General features: G+C 44.6%; 15 protein-coding genes. 6 read left to right on the top strand and 9 right to left on the bottom strand.

The features are described from left to right. Positions 1-33: 33 nt before the first annotated feature. On the bottom strand, positions 34-1,926 hold the full coding sequence (locus BFP72_RS13910) for a tetratricopeptide repeat-containing sensor histidine kinase (RefSeq protein ID WP_099599712.1): 1,893 nt from the start codon (positions 1,924-1,926) through the stop codon (positions 34-36). Next, on the bottom strand, positions 1,923-2,300 hold the full coding sequence (locus BFP72_RS13905; RefSeq protein ID WP_099599711.1) for a hypothetical protein: 378 nt from the start codon (positions 2,298-2,300) through the stop codon (positions 1,923-1,925). The genes BFP72_RS13910 and BFP72_RS13905 overlap by 4 nt, the downstream gene beginning before the upstream one ends. Before the next feature lie 321 nt (positions 2,301-2,621). Here BFP72_RS13905 and BFP72_RS13900 point away from each other — a divergent pair, with 321 nt between their 5' ends. Together BFP72_RS13900 and BFP72_RS13895 are read left to right on the top strand one after the other, a co-directional pair. Beyond that, complete coding sequence (locus BFP72_RS13900; RefSeq protein WP_099599710.1) at positions 2,622-2,909, top strand: septum formation initiator family protein; 288 nt, start codon at positions 2,622-2,624, stop codon at positions 2,907-2,909. 12 nt (positions 2,910-2,921) lie between these two features. Next, entirely contained in the window at positions 2,922-3,482 is a 561-nt protein-coding gene (locus BFP72_RS13895) for a hypothetical protein (RefSeq protein ID WP_099599709.1), read from the top strand. A 71-nt stretch (positions 3,483-3,553) separates the two neighbouring features. On the opposite strand, the gene BFP72_RS13890 is transcribed toward BFP72_RS13895, so the two are convergent. Then, positions 3,554-4,621: an Ldh family oxidoreductase gene (locus tag BFP72_RS13890; RefSeq protein ID WP_099599708.1), complete on the bottom strand. Its 1,068-nt coding sequence runs from the start codon at positions 4,619-4,621 to the stop codon at positions 3,554-3,556. A 9-nt stretch (positions 4,622-4,630) separates the two neighbouring features. Then, on the bottom strand, positions 4,631-5,584 hold the full coding sequence (locus BFP72_RS13885; RefSeq protein ID WP_255397221.1) for an exopolyphosphatase: 954 nt from the start codon (positions 5,582-5,584) through the stop codon (positions 4,631-4,633). Positions 5,585-6,055: 471 nt separating this feature from the next. On the opposite strand from BFP72_RS13885, the gene BFP72_RS13875 reads away from it, so the two are divergent. Then, positions 6,056-7,681 carry a S41 family peptidase gene (locus BFP72_RS13875; RefSeq protein WP_099599705.1) on the top strand — a complete coding sequence of 542 codons (1,626 nt, stop codon included), beginning with the start codon at positions 6,056-6,058 and terminating at the stop codon, positions 7,679-7,681. A gap of 8 nt (positions 7,682-7,689) precedes the next feature. On the opposite strand, the gene BFP72_RS13870 is transcribed toward BFP72_RS13875, so the two are convergent. The 4 genes from BFP72_RS13870 to BFP72_RS13855 form a co-directional block, all read right to left on the bottom strand. Then, complete coding sequence (locus tag BFP72_RS13870) at positions 7,690-8,457, bottom strand: NRDE family protein (protein ID WP_099599704.1); 768 nt, start codon at positions 8,455-8,457, stop codon at positions 7,690-7,692. A 71-nt stretch (positions 8,458-8,528) separates the two neighbouring features. Further along, positions 8,529-9,167 carry an outer membrane lipoprotein carrier protein LolA gene (locus tag BFP72_RS13865; RefSeq protein WP_099599703.1) on the bottom strand — a complete coding sequence of 213 codons (639 nt, stop codon included), beginning with the start codon at positions 9,165-9,167 and terminating at the stop codon, positions 8,529-8,531. 29 nt (positions 9,168-9,196) lie between these two features. Continuing rightward, positions 9,197-11,758 (bottom strand): DNA translocase FtsK, encoded by a 2,562-nt coding sequence (locus BFP72_RS13860; RefSeq protein WP_099599702.1) that lies wholly within the window; start codon positions 11,756-11,758, stop codon positions 9,197-9,199. Between the two features lie 72 nt (positions 11,759-11,830). After that, complete coding sequence (locus tag BFP72_RS13855) at positions 11,831-12,859, bottom strand: quinone-dependent dihydroorotate dehydrogenase (protein WP_099599701.1); 1,029 nt, start codon at positions 12,857-12,859, stop codon at positions 11,831-11,833. A gap of 369 nt (positions 12,860-13,228) precedes the next feature. On the opposite strand from BFP72_RS13855, the gene BFP72_RS13850 reads away from it, so the two are divergent. From BFP72_RS13850 to BFP72_RS13840, 3 genes are read left to right on the top strand one after another with little or no spacing between them, the layout of a single operon-like run. Next, positions 13,229-18,625 carry an Ig-like domain-containing protein gene (locus tag BFP72_RS13850; protein WP_099599700.1) on the top strand — a complete coding sequence of 1,799 codons (5,397 nt, stop codon included), beginning with the start codon at positions 13,229-13,231 and terminating at the stop codon, positions 18,623-18,625. A gap of 21 nt (positions 18,626-18,646) precedes the next feature. Continuing rightward, the gene (locus BFP72_RS13845; protein WP_099599699.1) at positions 18,647-19,597 is read left to right on the top strand and encodes a type IX secretion system membrane protein PorP/SprF; all 951 of its coding nucleotides are present in this window, start codon (positions 18,647-18,649) and stop codon (positions 19,595-19,597) included. Positions 19,598-19,609: 12 nt separating this feature from the next. After that, positions 19,610-21,955, top strand: a complete 2,346-nt coding sequence (locus BFP72_RS13840; protein ID WP_099599698.1) for a carboxypeptidase regulatory-like domain-containing protein — start codon at positions 19,610-19,612, stop codon at positions 21,953-21,955. Between the two features lie 155 nt (positions 21,956-22,110). On the opposite strand, the gene BFP72_RS13835 is transcribed toward BFP72_RS13840, so the two are convergent. Then, positions 22,111-23,682: a T9SS type A sorting domain-containing protein gene (locus BFP72_RS13835; protein WP_099599697.1), complete on the bottom strand. Its 1,572-nt coding sequence runs from the start codon at positions 23,680-23,682 to the stop codon at positions 22,111-22,113. Between the last annotated feature and the right edge of the window lie 80 nt (positions 23,683-23,762).

Raw genomic sequence — 23,762 nt, 5'->3', positions numbered from 1 at the left:
TAGTGTAGGAGGTGAGTATCGCGTAATATTTTTCTAGGACGAAGAGAGTGGGAGGTAGACACGAAACTCAGTACCAATGCCTTCTTGGCTTTGGACCTCTATCTTGCCGTGGTTCATTTGAATGAATTCGTGGACGAGATTGAGGCCTAGGCCGACTCCTTTTTCTCCAGAGGTTCCCCAGCGCTTGCGTTCGCCTTGGAACCCGAAGAGGGTTTTGATTTTGTCTGCGGGGATGCCTATGCCTGTGTCTGTGATGGTGAAGAGTCCATAGCCTTCTATTTGAGAGACGGTCAGTGAGACCTTGCCGTCTGCTCCTGTGAATTTGATGGCATTGTTGAGTAAGTTTCGGATGAGCGTCGTGGCACTGTTTTGATCGACATGTAGCATGACTTCTGAAATGACCTCTTCAGTCAAGTTGATGTTTTTGGCTTTGGCCGAATTGCCCAACACTCGGAGAGCAGGGTTGCATATGTTCTCTGCGCTGATCTCTTCGGGCTGGTAGGGAAAGTGTCCCTGCTGACTCATGGCCCAATCGAGGAGGTTGTCAAGGAGGGAGGAAATTTCGTAGGATGAGTCTTCTAGGATACGACCGACACGTTTGAGTTCGTCGAGATTGTTTTCTTCAAGGTAGACTTGCATGAGGTGTGCGACTCCATTGAAATTGCTGACAGGTCCTCGTAAATCATGGGCGATGAGCGAGAAGAACTTGTCCTTGGTTTGGTTGAGTGTGTCGAGAGCATTTTTTTGTTCCTCGATAATTTTTCGTCTCTCTCGGACGACCCTGACCGTCTTGATTTTGAGTCGGTAGAGCTTGTAGAGCACAAAGGACAGTCCGATCAGTAGGAGCATTACGGCCAAGCCAGCCCAAAGCATGAGGCGGTTGACTTTGGCTTCTTCTTCCAACAGTTCTACTTCGGCTTGTTTTTGACCTACCTCGTATTCGGTACGGAGATCGGCCATTTGTCGGACCACTTCCTCATTGTTGATGCTGTCACGGTAGCTGAGGTACTGACTTTGGTAATTGTAGGCTTTTTCGTAGCTATGGATGGATTTGTAGAGGGCTGAGAGCGTCAGGCTCGCGTCTCTGATTTGTTCTTTGAGTCCTAGTTCTTCCCCTATCAATAGAGCATGGTGTGCATATAAGAGTGCTTTCTTGACATTGCCCCGTTTGGCGTAGATCTCAGCCAGTGAGGTCTCGTACACAGCGATGGGGTAGCGATCACCCATTTCTTCTAGGATCTGGATCGCTTCGTTCATGTTTTGTTCGGCCAGGTCGTATTTTCCTTGTTTGGCGTAGACCAACCCAATGTTTCCTAAGTTGTAAGCTGAGCCTATTTGGTATTTTTTTTTCTTGAAGATGATCCCAGATTCTTCAAACAGGGTTAATGCTGAGTCTAGTTGGTCATACATGTAGTATTCATCCCCTAAGTTAAGCAGTGCTGAGGCTAATCGAATGGAATCATTTTCTGCACGAAAAATCTCTATCGATTTAAAAAAGTAATAGGTGGAATTATTAAAATTGTTTTGACTAGAATAAATACTGCCAAGACTTGCATAGCTACTGGCTAAGCCAATGATTTGCCTACTCCCGTTGTAATGTTGGGTACTATTTAGATAGTATTCGATTGCTTTTGGCAATTGTCCCTTTAACCGAAAGCCATTGCCAAGAGTAGAATACAATAGACCTTTTAATGTGTCTTGCTTGGTTGTTTCGAGTAGGTCTAATGCATATTGGGCGTAATGGATTGACTCGTCTGGATTTCCGCTATACTTAGCAATATTTACATAGGTGTATAATTTTTCTTGAGGTGTAGATTTAAGCGTTAAAGATTGAATTAAGCTATCTGCTAGTTTTTTATTTTGACTGTAAGTGTCATAATTGCCTAGTAAAAAAAAGGCAATTATGACAAGTGCGTTTATTCTCATTTCCCTGGAGGTGGGTCTATTTTAATTTTAGGATCAATCGTTTTTGTTTCTCCGTTGTAGTTCACGAAAGTAACATCGTATTTGCATTCTCCACTTTGGCATTTTTTTACTTTTGCTTTCCAGTAGGTGCCTTTTCTCTTTGATTTGAGGTCGACTAGGATGTCACCAGATACTACTTTGATTTCGGTGATTGTTTTTACACCTGCTCCTGCAAACCATCTGACTTCACCATCACCGTCTCCATCTACCAAGGTAGTAAATGCTTCCGGGTCGTTTGGATCACTCCTGTTACCTTCACTATCCAAGAAGAAGGGTTCGTCAGACGAGTCCATTACCAAGATGACAGCATCTTCTAATGTTTGTGTTTTACTCATTTTGTTTTTTAGTTATTGGTTATTAAAATATTGATGTATCTAACTGTGGAGACCATGAGTCTCTATTTTCATGTGGTTGATAGGATGGAGACGCGTTGGTTACTCTCTCCGAAGCTAATATTAGACAAAGCTCTCTGGATATGAAAGCGAATCAGACGATCTTTGTTCGGTGTCCGAGCTAGTCTGATAATCTTATGGACAAAATGAAAGATGAACTTATAATATTGATATTTTTGTGGTAGATATATACTTGGTTGCATGATGGATGAGGTTAGTATATGACGGGTATATTTTTTAATTTAGAGGTGAAATTCAAAACCCATGAAACAACACATCAAGATTACAAAGAACTTCTACTTCATCGCTACGGTGGTGTTTTTGGTGTGGATGTTGTTTTTTGATTCCAACGATTTTTATTCTCAATACCAGCTTAAGGGCAAAGTAGAAGAACTAGAAGATCAGAAGAAATACTACCAAAACAAGATCAAGGACACAGAAGCAGACCGTGAAGCGTTGCTCAACGACGAAGAGCTGCTTGAGAAATTCGCCCGCGAAAAGTACTTCATGAAGAGGGAAGGGGAAGATATATTTGTCGTCGTAGAAGAATAAAGGAAGAACCGTATGAAACGTATTTGCAGTGTATTGGTCATCATGGTGATGACAGTGGGAGTGTCTCTAGCGCAATCAAAGGGGGGCTACACCATCGAAGGTGATCGTGGCGGCAGAGAAGGGAATGGCGAATGGATGGAAAAAGTATATGTCGGTGGTGGCGTAGCGGGTTTGTCTTTCAGTGAGCGAATCACTAGTATAGGTTTTACAGTGATCGGTGGATACCGTTGGACGGATAGACTCAATACGGGGATAGGGATGAGTTATCAGTATTTTGAGGACAAGTACTACGATGACAAATACAATGTTTTTGGGCCACAGGCTTTTGCTCAATACCAAATCTACGGCCCGATATTTGGGATGGTGCTCTATGAGTACAATGTGCTCAACTACAATGGGCGCAATTACAACTATGACGGATTGTTCTTAGGCGCGGGCTATAGTCAGAATCTAGGAGGGAAAGCAGTGGTGAACTTTTACTTGCTGTACAACGTGCTTTACGAGCAGGATAATCGAGAAGATGGGTATTCTTCTCCCTATTCCATTGGGGTCAACTTTATGGTGGGATTTTAGTCTACCCATCTAGATTGCCGATTTCAGAACCAAAGTCTTGAATACCTGCCTCTTGCAGTCGTAGCTGTGCCCTAAAGGGTCACGCCAAATTTATTTCCCAATTCATTCAAATCATCGATGACGGCTTGTAGTACGGGGATTCCGTTTTTGCTACGTTCGGCTTCCATGCCACGCTCATAGTCTCCAGGGATCTGTACTGGTACGTCAGGGTGAATCGGTGTGGTCTGTCTGAATCGTGCAACCCATTGATCCATGTGCTTCAAGAAGTCCTCTTTGGGTCTGAAGGCATCTACACGCATCGCACCAAAGAAGTGCCCGAGCCCTTGGCCAACAGGGTCAGAGACAGGGTCCATGAAGCTAACGAAGGGAGGTACCCATGGCCCATAGTTGGCTCCCGATAGTACCGCTGAAAAAATATCCACAATCGATCCGAGGATGTAGCCTTTGTGTGAGGCATGTTCTCTGTCTCCTCCGAGTGGGAGTAGCGCTCCGCCTTCTTTGACACCATGGGAGTTGGTCGTGGGAGTGCCGTCCTCATCTTGGATCCATCCGAGAGGGGCGTCTTGTTTCTTGCGTTGAAGTACTTCCAGTTTACCATTTGCAGCTGTAGTAGTTGCCATATCTGCAATGAAGGGAGTCTCGTGTAACGTTGGTATGGCCACCGAGATTGGGTTGGTTCCAAGCATGCGTTCCTTGCCAAAGGTCGGAGCTACGAGCGGGCTTGCATTGGTTAGAGAGATGCCAATCATATCTTCTTCGAGTGCCATCATCGAATGGTATCCCGCGATTCCGTAGTGGTTGGAGTTTTTGACGCTGACCCATCCTGTGCCCACTTGTTTGGCCTTCTCGATGGCGACACGCATACCTTCGGGACCCGAGATGAGGCCGAGAGATGCATCTGCATCAATGGTCGCAGTAGAAGGAGTCTCATGTATGATATGGATGTTGGGGGAGGCATTGATGCGGTCTGCTTCCCATAGTCTGACGTATCCTTTGAGACGGGCGATTCCGTGGGAGTCTACACCTCTTAGGTCGGCGCTGATGAGTGTGTCAGCAGCTTGCGTAGCGAGAGCTTCGGTATGTCCGATGGCTACAAATATTTTCTTTGCAAAAGTGTGTAGTTGCTCGTAACTGTACATGGTATTTATTTAGTTTGTGTGAGAGAGGCCGTGATACAAGACGCCTTCTTTGAGTGCAAAGGGTGAAATTCTGATTTGGTCAAAGTGACAATTTTCCATGACATTTTGAGTGACAATAGAAGCACCTACGATCATGTCGACACGCATACGTACCATGCCTGGTATGGCGAGGCGTTCTTGTTTGTTTTTGACAATGAGGTCATGGTGGATCTCGTCAAATTTGTCGTGTGACAAGATGGGAGTCGTGTCGTGCGCTTCCGGGTGTGACGCGGTATAGATGTCCCAAAAGGTGTCGAACGATCCTGACGAGCCGATGAGGTATTTGGCACCAAATAATTTAACTTTTTCGAATACCTCCTGGAGTGTCTCTCCGAGGAAGTGGTTGAGTAGACGTGTTTCACCGGCAGTGATGGGGTCAGACTTGTGAAACTGGTCAATGATACGTTGTCCTCCGATTTCATAGCTTCGCAACCACAGTACGTCGTCCTGATCTGCGAGAATGAACTCGATGCTACCACCTCCTATGTCCATGATGAGGGCAGGCTCTTGAATGTCGATGTATTCTTTGACACCCTGATAGATCAAAAACGCTTCTTCGTCCCCTGAGAGTACATGGATTTCTATGCCGGTAGTTTCTTTGATGGTTTGCACAAACTCGTGTTTGTTTTCGGCATTGCGCACGGCACTGGTAGCAGTGGCTGTCGTCTCTGATACACCATACTCAATGAGTAGTGCGCGAAAACGACTCAAGGTTTCGATAGCTCGATCAATCGCATCATCAGAGATGTAGCCTTTGCTGATTCCGTTTGCACCGATTCGCACAGCGACTTTTTCCTTGTGGAGGACTTGGTTGTTTTGCTCTCTATCTACGATCAAGAGATGGAATGTGTTGGTCCCAATATCAATGATGCCTACTCTCATGTTCTTCAAAATTCCGGCTAATTTATGAAATAAATCCTTCATAGCTGAAGTGATAATCAGACTTGTTTCCGGTTGTGGATATGTTTTGAGTTAGGAGAGGATGCGTGGAGTGATGGGAGCGAGAGGATGTGGCTTAGAGGACTAGAAAGGGGTTGTGGAAATGTCAAAGATTTTTGCTGAAAATCATGTGTTTGAAAGGGAGAGAGTAGAAAAGATGAATATTGGTGAGAACATTCTTTGTGTACTTCGAGATAGGATATATCTTTGGGATTCAAAATTTAAACACTACAGGATTATGGCAATGTTAGTCTTTATTTTCGTGCTATTCGTGGCAGCCATCATTTGTGCATTTGTGCTCCCGAACGAAAAAGTAAGCAATCACGAAAAAGACTGGGACGTTTGATAGACATCCAGTCTTTTTTCTTTTTCTCCCTTCCTTTACCACTTGCTGGTGTTAGTGTTTTTCAATACCTTTTTTTGGCGTATTTTCGTTTGAGATAGAAATTTTGCCTCATGAATATTCAGAACACTAAATACCAAATTCGACTCCCACTTTTATTAGCCGTGGCTACAGCAGCGGGAATATTCATTGGTGCCAATGTCATTGGCGGTAGCCAAAACGAAACGGTCAATTCAAGAAAGAGTGCTTTCAAATTTCGTGAGATACTCAATTACATCGACAAAAACTATGTCGATGAGGTAGACCAAAATGAGCTCGTAGAAGATGCTATCGTGTCGATGCTCAAGGATCTTGATCCTCATACGGTCTATATTCCTGCCGAAGAGCAGGAGTTGAGCCATTCGCAGCTGCAGGGCAATTTTGAGGGTATCGGGATAGAGTACAATATATTTAGAGATACAATATATGTCGTGTCACCACTCAGTGGTGGCCCATCCGAAGCAGTGGGGCTACTCACTGGAGACAAAATCATCAAGGTAGACGAAGAGTTGGTCGCAGGTATCGGCATCCGCAATCGTGGTGTGTTGGACCGTCTTAGGGGACCGAAGGGTTCGAAGGTAACCGTGACTATTTTGCGCAAAAATGCGGAGGAGCTATTGGACTTTGAAATCACTCGGGATAAAATACCGCAATTCTCGGTAGACGCAGATTATATGATCAACGAAGACGTGGGGTATATCAAGGTCAACCGATTTACGGCGACTACTTATGATGAATTCAAATTGGCCTTGGATCGCCTACTCGATCAAGGGATGCAAAAACTCGTACTTGATCTCACGGGGAACCCTGGAGGATACATGGACAGAGCAATCCGTATGGCGGATGAATTTTTGGCAGGAGAGCCAATGATCGTATTTACGAAAGGTAAGGAGTTTAGGTACAATCAAGAGCATCGCGCAGGTGAGCGAGGGGATTTTGAAAATCAACCACTTATTGTCTTGATAGACGAAGGGAGTGCTTCGGCCTCTGAGATTGTCTCTGGAGCGATACAAGACAATGATCGCGGACTGATCGTCGGGCGTAGGTCTTTTGGTAAAGGGCTCGTACAGATGCCTATCGAATTGAGCGACGGATCGGAGTTGAGGTTGACCATTTCACGCTATTATACGCCAAGTGGTCGATCCATACAGAAGTCCTATGGCGACAACTTGGAGGATTATTATGGGGATATTTATGGTCGATACGAATCTGGAGAGATGTACAATGCAGACAGTATAGCGGTCGTGGATTCGCTGAAGTTCATGACGTCTAAAGGTAGAGTGGTGTATGGAGGAGGAGGGATCGTGCCGGATTTTTATGTGCCATTGGATACAGTAGGCAATTCATCCTATCTCAATAAGCTGTTTACGTCCAACTCGATCAGAGAGTATGCCTTGAAGTATTCTGAAGAGCACAAGGATGAACTGACCTCTATGGGCTTTGATGCCTATTTTCATACATTCGATGTGACCTCTGCTATGTTGGAAGACTTGGTACAGATAGCCAAGACAAATAAGATTGCTTTTCATACCAAGCAGTTCAGGCATTCCAAGGAGCTTATTAAAATCTATGTGAAGGCACAGATTGCGAGAGGGATATGGAACAACAATGGGTTCTATCCGATATGGAATCAGACCAACGAAATTTACCTTCAGGCTCTGGGGTTGTTTGCAGAGGCAGAAGAAATCCAGTCTATGTAAAGATTTTATTACCGCGGCAGTATAGGGATTCGATGAGAAACGATTTGTTCTTTTTGTCCTCGAATGGCGTAGGTTTTTTCTACAAAAACAGATTCTTGCTCGTTTTGGAGGAGTGCAGTTGAACAGCGGGTGCCGTAGGAATCCAAGTCAATATGTAATGCAGATAGTGCTTTCTCCATGCCATAGGGGACGCCTGTTTTGGGCAACTCATCATCAGGTGCTAGGTCTTTGTTTTGCAAGATGGAGAGTAATTGTTTGGGGTCTTCTTGTTGATTCGTGACCCATTTTTGTAGTTCTAGTTTGCCATGCCGGACTTTGGGCCAAGGATCGTTGAGTAGTCCATTGCTGAGTCCATAGAGACCTGGAGCGAGAGCTTGTGGTTGTCCAGAAATGTTGCTGTAGTACCAGAGGGAGTCTTGATCAGCTACCAAGAGGTTGAATGGGTTATATTCAATCTCTTTTTCAATCAGTTCGTTGAGGTACGCTTTTGGAGAACTTTCTCCTATGAGGAAATCGAGGGTCAATTTGCCACGAGAGGGAGCATGAGGATTGGTTCGGTCTATGTCACGGTAGTTGGTGAGGGCAGCAAATCGTCCTTTGCGATGTATGCCCATCCAAGTACCTCCTGCTGTCAAGTCCTTACCAGCGAGTAGATCTGGGTATTCGGTCCAAAAATGTGCGGGTTCGGTTGGTCGGCTATGAAATTCGTCACGATTGGCAGCTACGATGAGGGAGTAGTTGCTGTGTTGTTTCCAAGAGAAAAGTATGGTGCACATTAGAAAGAGGGGTGAGGGTACAAAAAAAGGCTCTACGGTACCGTAGAGCCTAAGTTTTGGTTTCTTGCGGATTATCTAAAGTCGATCACTTCGACATTAGGATTTTTGGCAGTGTTGAACGTGAAATCTGAATCTTTCAAGCTGCTGTCGGTTTTGAAGGAAACGATTGTGTAGACATATCGGCTGCCAGATTTGTCAAATACTTTGAACGTCTTCAACTCTTTTGTAGATGCATCGATTTGCATTCTGATTTTGAAGTAGCTTTTGTTGAGGTCTTCGGGTACGAGATCCACTACGTCGGTTTTACCATTGTCTCTTGACTCAAGGTAGAGGTATTTGTATCCGCTTTCGTAGAGGGTAAAAATGTTGGAAAGTGAGATTTCGCTTTCGTCTTCTTCGAAAGGAGCGACGGTCACTTCTGCATCGTCGACCAAATAGGTCCAGACATTGGTGCCGTCAAACATGATCTGTTGACCTTCCATACTGAGTTTGTATTTTTCTCCTTTGACGCTGACTTTGCCTTCGAATCCTTCGTTGATGTCTTCTTCAGGATTTTCCATGGTGTATTCAAAGTCCGCTCTGAAAGCAGGAATGTTTTTGTATTTGTTGCTCATCGCATCCAATATGCTTTTTGCTTTTGGATCTTTTTGGGCAATTGCTTGACTGATTACCAGTACTGATAAGAGTAAGCTTGTGGTTAAAAATCTCATTATGGTGTATTTTGATTTGTATCTATTTATTATCCGTTCAATTCATTCAATAACTGTTCCAAACTGTATTCGTCACTGATCAATACTTCGCGGGCTTTGCTTCCCTCGAATGAACCGACGATCCCTGCAGCTTCTAATTGATCGATTAATCGACCTGCTCGGTTGTATCCTAACTTGAGTTTTCTTTGGATCAGAGAAGTACTGCCTTGCTGATGCAATACGATGATTCGAGCTGCATCGTCAAAGAGAGCATCACGATCCTTGAGGTCTACTTCACCTGGAGCGGTATTGTCTCCATCTTCCCCGACGAATTCCGGCAGCATGTAGGCTGAGGAGTAGCCCTGCTGATCCCCAATGAACTCACAGATGCGCTCTACTTCGGGGGTGTCTACGAATCCACATTGGAGACGAATAATCTCTGACCCAAGGGATAAAAGCATGTCTCCCATTCCGATCAGTTGTTCGGCTCCACCTGCATCGAGGATAGTCCGTGAGTCAATTTTTGAGGTCACTCTGAAGGACAGCCTCGCTGGGAAGTTGGCCTTGATTACACCTGTGATGACGTTGACCGAGGGACGTTGCGTCGCTACCACGAGGTGGATACCAATGGCTCTTGCAAGCTGTGCAAGACGAGCGATTGGAGTTTCTACTTCCTTGCCAGCAGTCATCATCAAATCCGCCAACTCATCGATGACAAGGACGATGTAGGGGAGGAATTTGTGCCCTTTTTCTGGATTGAGGCGTCTTTCGACAAATTTCTTGTTGTATTCTTTGAGGTTTCTACATCCCGCATTTTTCAACATGTCGTAGCGGTTGTCCATTTCGATACATAGAGAGTTGAGCGTATGGATGACTTTTTTTGTATCTGTGATGATCGCGTCCTCGGTGTCTGGTAGCTTGGCGAGGAAGTGTCTCTCGATTTTGTTGAAGAGTGTCAATTCTACTTTTTTCGGATCGACGAGGACGAATTTGAGTTGCGAGGGGTGTTTTTTGTACACCAGAGAAGTCAAGAGGATGTTGAGTCCGACGGATTTTCCTTGTCCTGTAGCACCTGCCATGAGTAGGTGAGGCATTTTGGCTAAGTCTGTGACGAATACTTCGTTGGATATGGTCTTGCCAAGTACGACGGGGAGTTCAGCCTTACTCTTCATGAATTTTTCGGTGGTCAGTACCGATTTGATATCGACCATCTCGCGGTTTTTGTTGGGTACCTCGATACCGATTGTTCCTTTGCCAGGGATCGGTGCGATGATCCGGATACCGAGTGCTGCGAGGCTTAGCGCAATGTCGTCTTCTAGGTTCTTGATTTTCGATATCTTGACTCCTGCTTCGGGGATGATCTCATAGAGCGTCACGGTTGGACCGATGGTCGCTTTGATACTTGAGATGCCGATCTTGAAGTTGATCAGAGTCTCGACAATACGGTCTTTGTTTTGTTCAAGTTCCTCCTTGGAGACTTGTATGTTTTTTTCGGGGTACTCGATGAGGAGGTCTGGAGTCGGGTAGCGGTAGTTGCCCAGATCCAAGGTTGGATCGTAGTTTTCGAGGGTATTGGCTACCTTGTCTGTGTCCTTTTTTGTTGCTGTTTCGAAAGCCACTTCTGGCTCTATGGGTGCTTCTTTTGGTTTTGGAGCAGGTGGAGGGAGCTCCACGTCAAGGACCAGATCAGGCTTTTCTTCTTTTTTGATAGGTTTTGCTGGTTTTTCTACCTCCCAGCTTTCAGCTTTCTTTTGGTTGAGTTGTGCTTCCTCTTCTTCTACTTCTTCTTTGATGGATGCTACCATCGCGGCGATGGATTCGGATTCATCGGTTGTTGTTTTTTCTTTAGGCTCCTTTTTGACAAGAGTCATCTCCTCATCGTTTTCCAAATACTCGTACTCATCGTCTTCTTGATTGGCAGCTGTTGGTTCTACACCTACTGTAGTGAGCGCTTCTCCGTTTTCGTCAATGGCGTGATCCTTGGGGAACTCAATCCCTGAGAGCCCTGACATTTTGGTTATGTTGAGGAAATAGATGGCGAAGACGACGAAAGCGAGTACCAAAAAGAGTAGGGTGCCCCAGCCCATCAGACTGTCGAGTAGTGCTGCGATCTCGAACCCAATCCCCCCACCTAGGAATCCCCATTCGTAGATGGATTCGGAATTGATCATCATGTAACCAATCAAGATACTGACCCAAAAAAGGAAGAATAATACGAAGAAAAAGGATTTTGAGATAGGGAGGATCTCACGTCTGAATACTGTCTTGTACCCGATCAAAAACAAGAAAGGAGGGATGAGAAACGATGCGATTCCGAAGTATTGGTAGATGAAATAATGAGAGGCATAGGCACCAAAGAGACCTAGCCAGTTGTCGGCTTCTTGCCCAGAGGCTTTGACTCCTGTATCGATGACGTGACCGATGATGCTTTGATCGGCCTTGCCCGTGAAGAGGTAGGAGAAAAAGGCAGTAAGCAGGAATAGGCTAGAGATCAATGCCAGAAACCCGAGCGATAGGTGGAGTCGTCTGTCTGCGAGGAACCCAATGGAAAATGTAGGGAGCTTGAACTCTTTCTTTTCCTTCGTTTGGTTTTTGTATGTATTCTTAGCCATTCAGTGTTTTTTCGAATCGTAAAATAAACAATTTGTCAAGAAATCTGTGTGCCTCGTGGGGCTGACATGCTATCAATTTGTAGAGATGCTGTTGTTGATTTTTTGGATGAGGGCTGGCCCTTCGTAGATGAATCCACTGTAGAGCTGTACCATGCTGGCTCCTGCATCGAATTTATCAATGGCCCTTTTTGCAGAATTGATACCTCCTACTCCGATGATAGGAAAACTGCCCTTCGATTGCTCGTGTAGGAAACGGATCACATCGGTTGATTTTTGATGTACAGGCGATCCGCTGAGACCTCCCGCGCCGATGTTGTCGATGAGAGCTTGGTCTGACTGGAGACCTGAGCGGTCGATGGTCGTGTTGGTAGCGATGATACCAGCGATTTGGGTTTCGTCTACGATTTCGATGATGTCTTTGAGTTGATCCTCGGTCAAGTCTGGCGCGATTTTTAGCAAGATTGGTTTTTGTACTGCCTTCTTTTTATTCTCGTCCATCAGCCTGTTGAGAATATCCGACAGGGGTTTTTTCTCTTGGAGTTCGCGTAGACCAGGAGTGTTGGGTGAGCTCACGTTGACCACAAAATAGTCAACCCAATCGAAAAGCTCATGGAAGCAAATTAAGTAGTCGTTGACCGCTTGCTCGTTGGGGGTGACTTTGTTTTTGCCGATGTTGCCACCGACGATAACGTTGGACTTTCTTTTCTTGAGCCTTTCTTTGATAATCTCCACCCCGCCGTTGTTGAACCCCATACGGTTGATGAGTGCTTGATCTTGTTTCAAACGAAAGAGACGAGGGAGAGGATTGCCAGGTTGTGGTTTGGGTGTCACAGTGCCGATTTCGACGAATCCAAACCCTAGTGCTGCAAAGGCGTCTATTGCCTCGGCATTTTTGTCTAGTCCAGCTGCCAGCCCGATTGAGTTGGGAAACTGGATGCCGAATAACTCTTTGGGTTGGGCTTTGATTCGGGGGCTGAACAGCTTGATCAGAGCGATCCCTAGAGGGAGTTTAGTAGCTAGTTTGAGAAAGAAGAAAGTGATATGGTGCGCCTTTTCTGGGTTGAATAGAAACAAGAGTGGGCGTATAAATATTTTGTACATAGTCATTGGTTGTAGACAGTCGCAAAATTAAGAACTCGTTCCTGATTCAATACTATGAATAGAGTAATAATGATGCGTGTAAGAGAGATTGTCATCGCATAAAACAATCCAATGTATAACAGAGAGGCTTCTTGCCTCTCTAATGGACACCTTAACAAAAGACGTAGAATAGGTGTTTTGGAGTCTGTTCCTCTGGGAAACCGTTCATCGCCAGATATATGCAATTCAACTTTAGTAAGGGAGCGCTAAACTAATAGCTACCCTATAGGAGAGACCTTTTTATGTTCTTTGAGTTGTGAGTGAGGGAAATCAAGCCAAACTCCATAAGAATCAGGTGCTAAGAAAGCCAAACCACTAAATCTAATTGCTATGTGTAATTTGCTCGATAAGGAAAGTTCTACTAAACTCAGTTTAATTACTTGTTTGATTCTCCTTTTTATCTCTTGTAATCTTCAAGGAGTCAGAGGAGAAGGAACCAAACAGTTGCGTCAAGATCAGACTCAAGACGGAGGATTGGCCATTTTGGTCAATAGCTATTGGGCACTTTGGAGTGGCTATGGTACAACGGAAGATGATCGTTTGAATGTCCGAATTGGAGACCATACCAATGAGGAAATACATATGGCCTTCAATATCAATCCTTATGAAAACGGAGCAGATGGTTCGCTTCGATCTTTTGATGTCCTAGTTAGAGTAGTTGACCCAGATGGGGTAGCAACTGCTTGGAGTACGCTAGCGCCTGGCAATCCAGGATGGGTGCCTTTGTACAGTCAAGCTGCGGCTGGTCCTTCGGTGGTGGATATGATGAATGGCTATGTGAATGGCATTACCCTAGATCCTACTAAAAATGGAGACTACTATATTGAGTTTGCATTCGCAGGAGGGAGTGGTGCGTTTTATGTGGATCTCTTTGATGTGACTGTAGTCGATCAAAGTACTTCTACAGCAGTTGATGGGAGATTGTGGTCTAAAAAATGGGAGGTTGATGCGTATAGTCCAGTTGACGGTTTTTATGACTGGTCAGCCTCACTTTTCAACTATTCAATAGACAGTGTAGTTACCGAAATCGTATTCAATGACTTTCAGCCAGGGTATTTTACCGTGCTGTCCAACTCTACGGGTACAGCCAATACTGGAGATCCTTTCGAGGATAGAAAATCTGGAATAGGTAATCTCAGCTTTTTGGAGTATCCAATATTCCTAAATGAGCCAGATGAATCAGAGTTTCCATCAGGTGTGGAGGGAAGTATAATTGGAAACATCAGTATGACCGAATGCGCAGGTGGGCCTGGCAATTGGTGTGTCAATATAAATTCGAATAAATCAGGAATTGCCGATGTCTTGATAGATGTCAACCAAAATGGTATTTATGACGCAGGGATTGATGTGTTGACTACAACGGTGGTTGATTCTGGTGAAAACTGTGTGGCTTGGGATGGGAAAGATGGAGCGGGCAATGATATCACGCCAGGTACACCAATAGACGTGATTGCAGAAATTAGTTATGGCTACACCCACATCCCGTTGTATGATGTAGAAGGCAACCCAAATGGGTACGATGTGAATTTGGTAAGGCCTGGTACTCCGAGAGAGCTTGAGATTTATTGGGATGATTCCAATGTAGGAGGGAGCACGGAGATGGATGGGTGTACTCCTGATTTGCCTGTGGGGTCGGGTGCTACTTGTCATTCTTGGGCTTTCAATGCTGCTGGTTTTGGCGACAGCAATACCATCAATACATGGTGGAACTCTACTTCTGATTTTGATCAAATTACATATACAGTGGTGACCAATTGTGCGCCAGCTTTGACCGATGATACTTTCAAAATCAACGAGGGTGAATCAATCTCTGGTAGCGATCTTTTGGCGAATGATTCTGATCCGAATGGTGATTTATTGACGATCAATACGACTCCAGTGTCTGGCCCCTCTAGTGGGAGTTTGACTATATATTCTAATGGTACTTTCGATTTTACCCCGGCCAGTGGGGTGTTTACAGGTGAGGCTACTTTCGAATATGAAGTGTGCGATGATGGTTCTCCAGTGTTTTGTGAGACAGCAGAGGTAACCATCACTGTCAATGATTTTCCTGAATCAGCGAACAATTCAGTAGCTACTGATGAAGATATCAATTATGGTTTTAGTAGTACTGACTTTGCTTTTACAGATGGGGATGCTTCGGATGTTTTGGCTTCTATAAGAATCACTAATCTGCCTGGAGAGGGAATTCTTTTTGTAGATGCAAATGCCGATGGGCTTTATACCTCTGGTGAAGAGGTGGCAGTCAATGACGATGTACTAGCTGCCGACATAGATGATTTGATGTTTGCTCCAGATGCAAATGAAAATGGAAGTCCATATACCCAGTTTGGGTTTTTGGTGAGTGATGGTTTTAGTTATTCTGTGTCTAGCTATACCATGACTATTACTGTGAATCCAATCAACGATGGGGCTCCTGTCGCTGGTGATGACAGCAACAGTACAAATGAAGACATTACATTGAATGTAAATGCCGCAAGCGGTGTATTGAACAATGATACCGATGTGGATGGTGATGTACTCACTGTGACGCAGTTTCAAATTGGGTTTTCAATTTATACAGCGGGACAAACGGCTAATTTGGTAGAGGGAGATTTGACCATTAATGCTGATGGTAGTTACACTTTCGTGCCTGTGGGTAACTATTTCGGTTCAGTGCCAACTGCGACCTACACGGTAACGGATGGAACGACTACTGATACCGGTGATTTGGATATTACTGTGGTTGCGGTAAACGACGCCCCAGTAGCTTCCAACGATGCCCAAGGCACCGACGAAGAAACTACGCTGAGCACAAATGTACCTGCAGCAACCGATGTAGACGGTACGGTAGTGAGCTATGCTCTAATTGCAGATGTAGCAAAAGGCGACTTGACCTTCAACGGAGACGGTACGTATAGCTTCGATCCGAATGGAGAGTTTGAAGCTTTGGCAACAGGCGCGACAGAAGATGTGACTTTCACTTACACCGCCACTGACAATGATGGCACAGTAAGCGGAACGCAAACCGTAACGATCACTGTCACTGGCACGAACGATGCGCCAGTAGCTTCCAACGATGCACAAGGCACCGACGAAGAAACTACGCTGAGCACAAGTGTACCAGCCGCAACTGATGTAGATGGTACGGTAGTGAGCTACGCTTTGGTAGACGACACCACAAAAGGAAACCTCACCTTCAACGGAGACGGTACGTATAGCTTCGATCCGAATGGAGAGTTTGAAGCCTTGGCAGCCGGCGCGACAGAAGACGTGACATTCACTTACACCGCCACTGACAATGATGGCACAGTAAGCGGAACGCAAACCGTAACGATCACTGTAACAGGTACGAACGATGCGCCAGTAGCCTCAAACGATGCCCAAGGCACCGACGAAGAAACTACGCTGAGCACAAGTGTACCCGCAGCAACTGATGTGGACGGCACGGTAGTGAGCTATGCTCTAATTGCAGATGTAGCAAAAGGCGACTTGACCTTCAACGGAGACGGTACGTATAGCTTCGATCCGAATGGAGAGTTTGAAGCCTTGGCAGCTGGCGCGACAGAAGACGTGACATTCACTTACACCGCCACTGACAATGATGGCACAGTAAGCGGCACGCAAACCGTAACGATCACTGTAACAGGAACGAACGATGCCCCAGTAGCAAGCAACGATGCACAAGGCACCGACGAAGAAACTACGCTGAGCACAAGTGTACCCGCAGCAACTGATGTAGATGGTACGGTAGTGAGCTACGCTTTGGTAGACGACACCACAAAAGGAAACCTCACTTTCAACGGAGACGGTACGTATAGCTTCGATCCGAATGGAGAGTTTGAAGCTTTGGCAGCTGGCGCGACAGAAGACGTGACATTCACTTACACTGCGACGGATAACGACGGAGTTACCAGTTCCACTCAAACCGTAACGATCACTGTCACTGGCACGAACGATGCCCCAGTAGTAGCAGGTGAAATGACTACTATACAAGAGGGCGAAGTACTGACGGTGGATGTACTAGCCAATGATACAGATGCAGAAGGCGATGTGTTGATAGTTAGCTCGGTGACTACAGATCAGGGTACGACGGCAGTAGATGCTGATGGTGATGTGGTGGTTACTCCCCCAGTAGATTATGTTGGTGATATCACTGTGACTTATGTCGTAAGTGACGGAAAGGGCGGGACAGCTACAGGGGTGTTGGTAGTGACAGCTATGGAGAATAGGTCCATTGAGATCACCATGGAAGAGGTTTGTATCAACGATGTGCCTTATGTGAATTATCAAGTGACAGCTGTAGGTTTTGATTCTGAAGGTTTGACAGCTCAGATCGAATGGATCAAAGCAGATGGAAGTGTAGCACAATTACTGACGGGACAGAGTCTTTCAGGTCAGCTGCTATGGCCTGGTGCTGAAGTAGATGCAGAAGGCAACGGTACGGCATGGCCAGGGTGGGATTTTGTAGGAGGTCAGTGGATTAGAGTAGAAGATGGATTGAGAGATGGAATGTCAGTGAAAGTTTCTGTGAATCCAGAGAGTGAGATGTCAGTCTCTTATCCTCCAGCGACACCACAGTGTGAGGCCAACCCAAACAACCGGCCAGTAGCGATTGCAGATTCATATACTTACAATGAGGGTTCTACTAACAATGAAACTGCAGCTACTGGTGTTTTGTCCAATGATACAGATGCGGATAGCAATACCCTCATAGCCACATTGGAGAGTGACGTGACTAACGGCACATTGACTTTCAATACAGACGGTAGCTTCCTCTATGTGCATGATGGGTCAGAGACGAGTACTGATAGCTTTACCTATGTCGTCAATGACGGGAGAGAGGCTAGTGAGGTGGTGACAGTAGATTTGACAATCATACCACAAAATGACAGACCTGTGGTTGAGGATTTTAGTGCCAGTGTAGAGTCTTTGGAGGGAGTTACAATTGATCTATCCACATTGGTTTCAGATATCGATGATACCAGCTTTACTTATCAAATAATATCGGATACTTCTAGTGGCTACAGTTCATTGACAGGTTCCAGTCTAAGTTATTCCTCTCCAGTAGGTTTCAGTGGAGAAGTAAGTTTGATTTATGAAGTATGTGACGCCTCAGGAGCATGTGCGACGGGAGAGATAGTATTCACAATCATGAAGCAGGACACCGATAACGATGGAATCTCTGACGAAGAGGAGGGAACAGAAGATGTCGATGGGGATACTATTCCAAACTATTTGGATGAAGATTCCGATGCTGATGGTATTTTGGATAGAAACGAAGGAGTTGAAGATGCAGACAACGACGGAATACCGAATTACCTTGATCTAGACTCGGATGGTGACGGCATCTCTGATGAGATCGAAGGTGAGTCAGATGTGGATGGAGATGGTGTACCTAACTACCTCGATCTAGATTCGGATGGTGACAATAGACCAGATAGTGAAGAAGGACCTGACGGAGACAGTGCAGAGGTACTCAACAACGTTATCTCTAAAACGAGTCCTTATCCATATAATAGACTGCAAATCAGAAATATAGATAGCTACCCAAACAACCATGTTCAGGTATTCAACCGATGGGGTAATAAAGTTTGGGAAACCAAAGGATATAATAATGAAGACAGAGCCTTCCTAGGCGACGGCAACCGACTTGGTAGTAGTAACCTCCCTGAGGGTACCTACTTCTACGTGATCGATCTAGGAGAGGGTAAATCATTACTCAAAGGCTTTGTTCAAGTACTATAACGGAATAAACATACCATAACCATGAAAACAATTTTTAAAGCAATACTCGTGAGTACACTCCTGTGGAGTGCGTACACTGGGCAAGCACAACAGCAGGCGATGTTCACCCAGTACATGTTCAATCAGTTGGCACTCAATCCAGCGTATACAGGGATTCATGAGGGCATTAGCACTAGTTTTTTGGCTAGGCACCAGTGGGCAGGGTTCGAAGGAGCACCAAAGACGCAGACTTTTTCGATTCATAGTCCAATCAAGTATCGAAACATCGCTTTGGGAGGTATCCTTATCAATGATGAGATAGGTGTGACCCATCAGTTTGGAGCCAGCTTGAGTTATGCATACCGGATCAGCGTGACACAGCGGAGTAAGCTGTCATTTGGTTTGCAAGCCAGTATACATCAGTACAAGGCGGATTTTACAGAGAATATGAACAATGACCCTAATTTGGCAAGCCAAAACATCAACGATCTTTCTCCCAACGCAGGAGCAGGAATCATGTGGTACTCAGATCGATTTTATGTGGGGTTTTCTGTGCCACAGTTGATCAATCATTCGGTATCTGGAGGTCTAGATGTTCCGATCGATCCCAATACAGGCAATGAATTGGATGCGGATGCACAATTGATTCGTCACTATTTTGCTTCGGCAGGGTATGTGTTCGAACTCAATAGACATTTGAAATTGAAGCCAAATGTGCTGTTCAAGTGGGTAGAAGGAGCCCCGCTTCAAGTAGATCTCAATGCCAATTTTTTGATCAATGAGTTGCTTTGGTTGGGTGTGTCGTATCGTTCGTTTGATAGCTTCGATGCGTTGATTCAGCTCCAATTGACTCCTAGTTTGCAAATTGGGTATGCTTATGATTTTTACACGACGACCGATTTGAGCAGAGTCAATAGTGGTTCGCACGAGTTGATGATCAACTACGTGTTCAATTTGAAATCAGATAGAATAGTAACTCCTAGATACTTTTAAACATTTGTATTTATGAAAAATTCAACAAAAATATTGTGGATAAAAAGAGTCATCGTATTGATTGCGTTTGTATGGCTGAGTCAAATTGTTATGACACAAGTGTACGGAGCTACAGTGACTGTAGGCTCAGTCAAATATCAAAATTATGAGCGAATCAAAGCGAGAGCAGCCCAGTTTTATCAGGATTTGGCCTACGCCAAAGGAGTGAAATTATACCATAGGGCTTTGGGTATTGTGCCGACGGACGATACTGTCAGACTGGAGCTTGCCTACGGGTATTACCAACTTCATGACTATGACAGTGCTCGGGTTTATTATGAATTGATAATGAGCAACAGTAGTTTGATTAGCGAAAATGAGGATCACTACTTGCACTATGCCGAAACCTTAATTACTGCCGAGAGATATCAAGAAGCTAGCGTGTGGTTTAGAAAGTATCAGGACAGTCACCCTGATGATTTACGGGTAGAAGAGCGCTTGTATGGACTGAGTAGAATGTTGGATTTTTACAATGACTCTATTCGGTTCGAGGTTGAGTTGGCAGAGTTCAATACTGATGGGTATGATTTTGCACCGACATATTATGAAGATGAATTGTTAATTGTATCGTCTCGACCTACGATGGGAGCAATGCAGTTTTTGAAGCCAAAGTACAATTGGGACAATACTTATTTTCTTAACATTTTTCGAGTTGAAGGAGAAAGCGGGGAGGTGGAGTTGTACGACAAACGAATCAAATCAGGGTATCATGAAGGACCGTTGTGTTTTTATGATGGTGAGACTCGTGTGATTTTTACCCGAAACAACTACACCAAAGGGGAACTCCGAGTTCGAAACCGAAAATTGACTGTAAAAACAGCCGAGGCAAAAGAGAGTAATGAAGGGGTCAACAAACTCAAGTTATTCCTCGCTGAGAGAGATGATGAGGGCAACTGGAAGCCCGCAGAGGAAATATGGTTCAATAGTGATGAATATTCTTGCGGCCATCCTACGGTTTCGGCAGATGGTCAACGTTTGTATTTTTCATCGGATAAAGCGAGAGGTTACGGCAAGACAGATATATATATGTCAACTAGAGAAGACGACAAATGGGGTAGGCCTGTCAATTTGGGGGCACATGTCAACACCGAGGGGTCTGAGATGTTTCCTTTTGTCGATGAGAATGAAATACTCTACTTCGCATCCAATGGTCGCAAGGGACTCGGAGGATTAGATATTTTCAAAATTGATTTGAAGGATCCTAATTCCGTGGCTGAGAATTTGGGTTACCCGATGAATTCGGCCAAAGACGATTTTGGGATTACCATCAAAAAGAAGAATGGATTGGAGGAAGGTTATTTTTCCTCCAACAGAGAGGGAGGTATAGGCTTGGATGATGTCTATGCATTTAGATATATCAAATCAGGTAGTGTGCCGGGTCTAGTGATTGACATGCAATCAGGGCAGCCTTTGGCCAATGCACAAGTAGGAGTCAAGAGTCAGTCTTCTGCTGGCAAGACTGTAGAAGGAGTCACCGACGAGAGTGGAGTGTTTGCTTATGATTATTCATTCGATGAGATATATAGTATGACTGCTACCAAGGAGGGGTACAGTGTGGATCACCTTGAGATGGACCCAACCGTGTCTTATGGTGATACCATTCGTATGTACGTGACGCGTGAGTTGAGAGTTGAAGGAGTGATCACTGATCAAATGAGTGGTGAGAGACTGGAATCGGCTCAAGTTCTTGTCACCAACCAGGAGACACAAGAGCAAGTTAGAATCGTGACGGAGGCTGATGGGTACTATTCCTTTGCGGCAGAATCGGGGACGACCTATAGTGTTGAACTTGTGAAATACGAGTATCTCACGAAGCAAACCTTCATGAATACTGGAAACAACCTCGCAGGAGTAGTGGTACATGACGGAGAGATGGAGCGTTTGCTCGTAGGAAAAGAATTGGCCGTAGAGCCAATATTGTATGATTTGGATAAACATGATATCCGAAATGATGCGAAGATTATTTTGGACCAATTGGTAGTGGTGCTCCGAGAGAACCCATCGATCATCATCGAGGTAGGAACACATACTGATAGTCGAGCAAGTGCCCTGTACAATAGAGAACTGTCTGATCGACGAGCCCAATCTGTGATAAGCTATTTAGAGGAAAGAGGGGTTTCATCAGAACGAGTGGTAAGCCGAGCGTATGGAGAGAGCCAGCTACTCAACCATTGTGCCAATAGTGCTTCATGCGAAGAGGAGATGCATCAACTAAATCGACGAGCCGAAGTGAAAATTATAGGGTTCTTGTCTAAAGATGAGCAAGCAATATCGTCAACGGAGCAAATAGAAAATAGCGTCAGTAGCGTGTCTTTTTAGAGGACGTTGCATCCGTAAAATTATTTGGTTAGGTTATGGGAAGCAGAGTCGGGATGTTATCGGTTTAACGTCTTTGACTCTGTTTTTTTGTTTGACTCGAATAGATTTTCTGGCGGGTATTTCGTTAAGGGAATTTTGATTGGTCAGAATGACTTTTACTTTTTTATAAATCTTTCCTGCGATGCACCCGAAGCGAAAAATACTTTAAGCATGTAAATACCAGGGGCTATTTTTGAAATATCAATTTCATCGTGTTGAGTATCAACTTTGATACGATGACCTGTGGTATTGTAAACTTCCATTTTCTCAATTTTTTCACTAGCAATTACGCTGATTTTGTCTGAGGAAGGATTAGGGAACAAAGAGATGAAATCACGTTGGTTTGAAACGGTTATTACGTTTGAATATTCATGGGTTCCGTCAAAATCCATCATCATCAGTCGGTAGTAGATTGTACCATTGAGTGTGCTAGCAAAATCTTTCCATTCATAGTCGTTGATCGCTGTGGAGTTGTGAGCCGAACTGACTTGGCCGAGAGCTTCATAGTTCTCGCCATCCGAACTACGTTGCACTTCAAAATAGTCATGGTTGGTTTCTGAGGCAGTTTGCCATTGGAGCAGTATGTGGTTTGACTTCTTCTTAGCTGAAAATGTCGTGAGAACAACAGGTAAACTCGTGCCATCAACTGACACAGTAAATAAGCCAAACGCATCTAAATTGACATTACTGATCGTCCTTGGGTTACTCATGCTTGCATCTGATAGAGTTCCTAACTGACTCCAACCAGAGCCTGCATCTCGAAACAAACTTGCATTTTCTAGGTTAAAAACATTTAGACCGTTATCAAAGTCAGATAGCCAACTAAACTGGATGTCAGTATTGAATGGTGTGCCGGTAGCCGTTATTTCCCAGACCGCCGCAATGGAACTAGTCGGAATACCTAACACGGCAGCACTTGGACCCGTTGTTCGGGAGATAGTCACATTGCCAATATTCGACGAATTAGCAATATTGGCACCTAGGAAGTCAATGGAGCCAGTTCCTACTGGGCGTGTGAGCATGGTGACTTTACCTGTCACATAGTTAGAGCTTGTTTCGACTATATCTGATGCACCAGTACCCAAATAAAGAGTAGACTGTGTATTTATAATGCCATTAGTTAAAGTGACATTGCCTGAGATCGTCATATTCGCGTCGGTAGTCAGTGTAGCGCCGTTATCCACTTCAATGTTTGCAATAGTAATAGGAGCACTGATTGAAGTAAAGGATAGGTCCTTGTTAAAAGTCACCGATTCATTGTAGACCCCAGTTCGGACTTCTATATATCCTGCTCCTGAGGGGGGGCATAGGTCTACAGCGTCTTGTATTGAGCCGCCGGGATTGACTTGTACCAATGCGGCTTCCATTAGCCCAATGGTAAAGTTTATATCGGCATTTAGTGTAACTATACCAAATGTAGATTTACCACTAATGTCGATTAGCTTTATTGGGTGATCAATTATAGGAGAGCCCATATATACCCCTCCTTCTACGTAGATATTGTCGTTGTCTGCTACAAGAGTCATGATATGATCCAATGTAGCACAAGGGTCTCCTGAGAGAAGACAATCATTGCTGTCATCGCCAGTAGGAGCAGGTGCCAGATAATAATCTTCCGGTTGACCTTTTACAATAAATGGAAGAAAACATGCGAAAAGCAAAACTATGTTTTTAATGGTCGGGTTCATGGTTGGATATATCTAGAGATAATAGAATATAACGGTATCTTTATTAAAAGTAATAAAATAATGCATTTTGCACGAAATAT

It is taken from the genome of Reichenbachiella sp. 5M10, from assembly GCF_002742335.1.
In the GTDB taxonomy this organism is placed as follows: domain Bacteria; phylum Bacteroidota; class Bacteroidia; order Cytophagales; family Cyclobacteriaceae; genus Reichenbachiella.
Note: the sequence above shows the minus strand (reverse complement) of the source record. Positions and strands in the feature narration are given on the sequence as shown.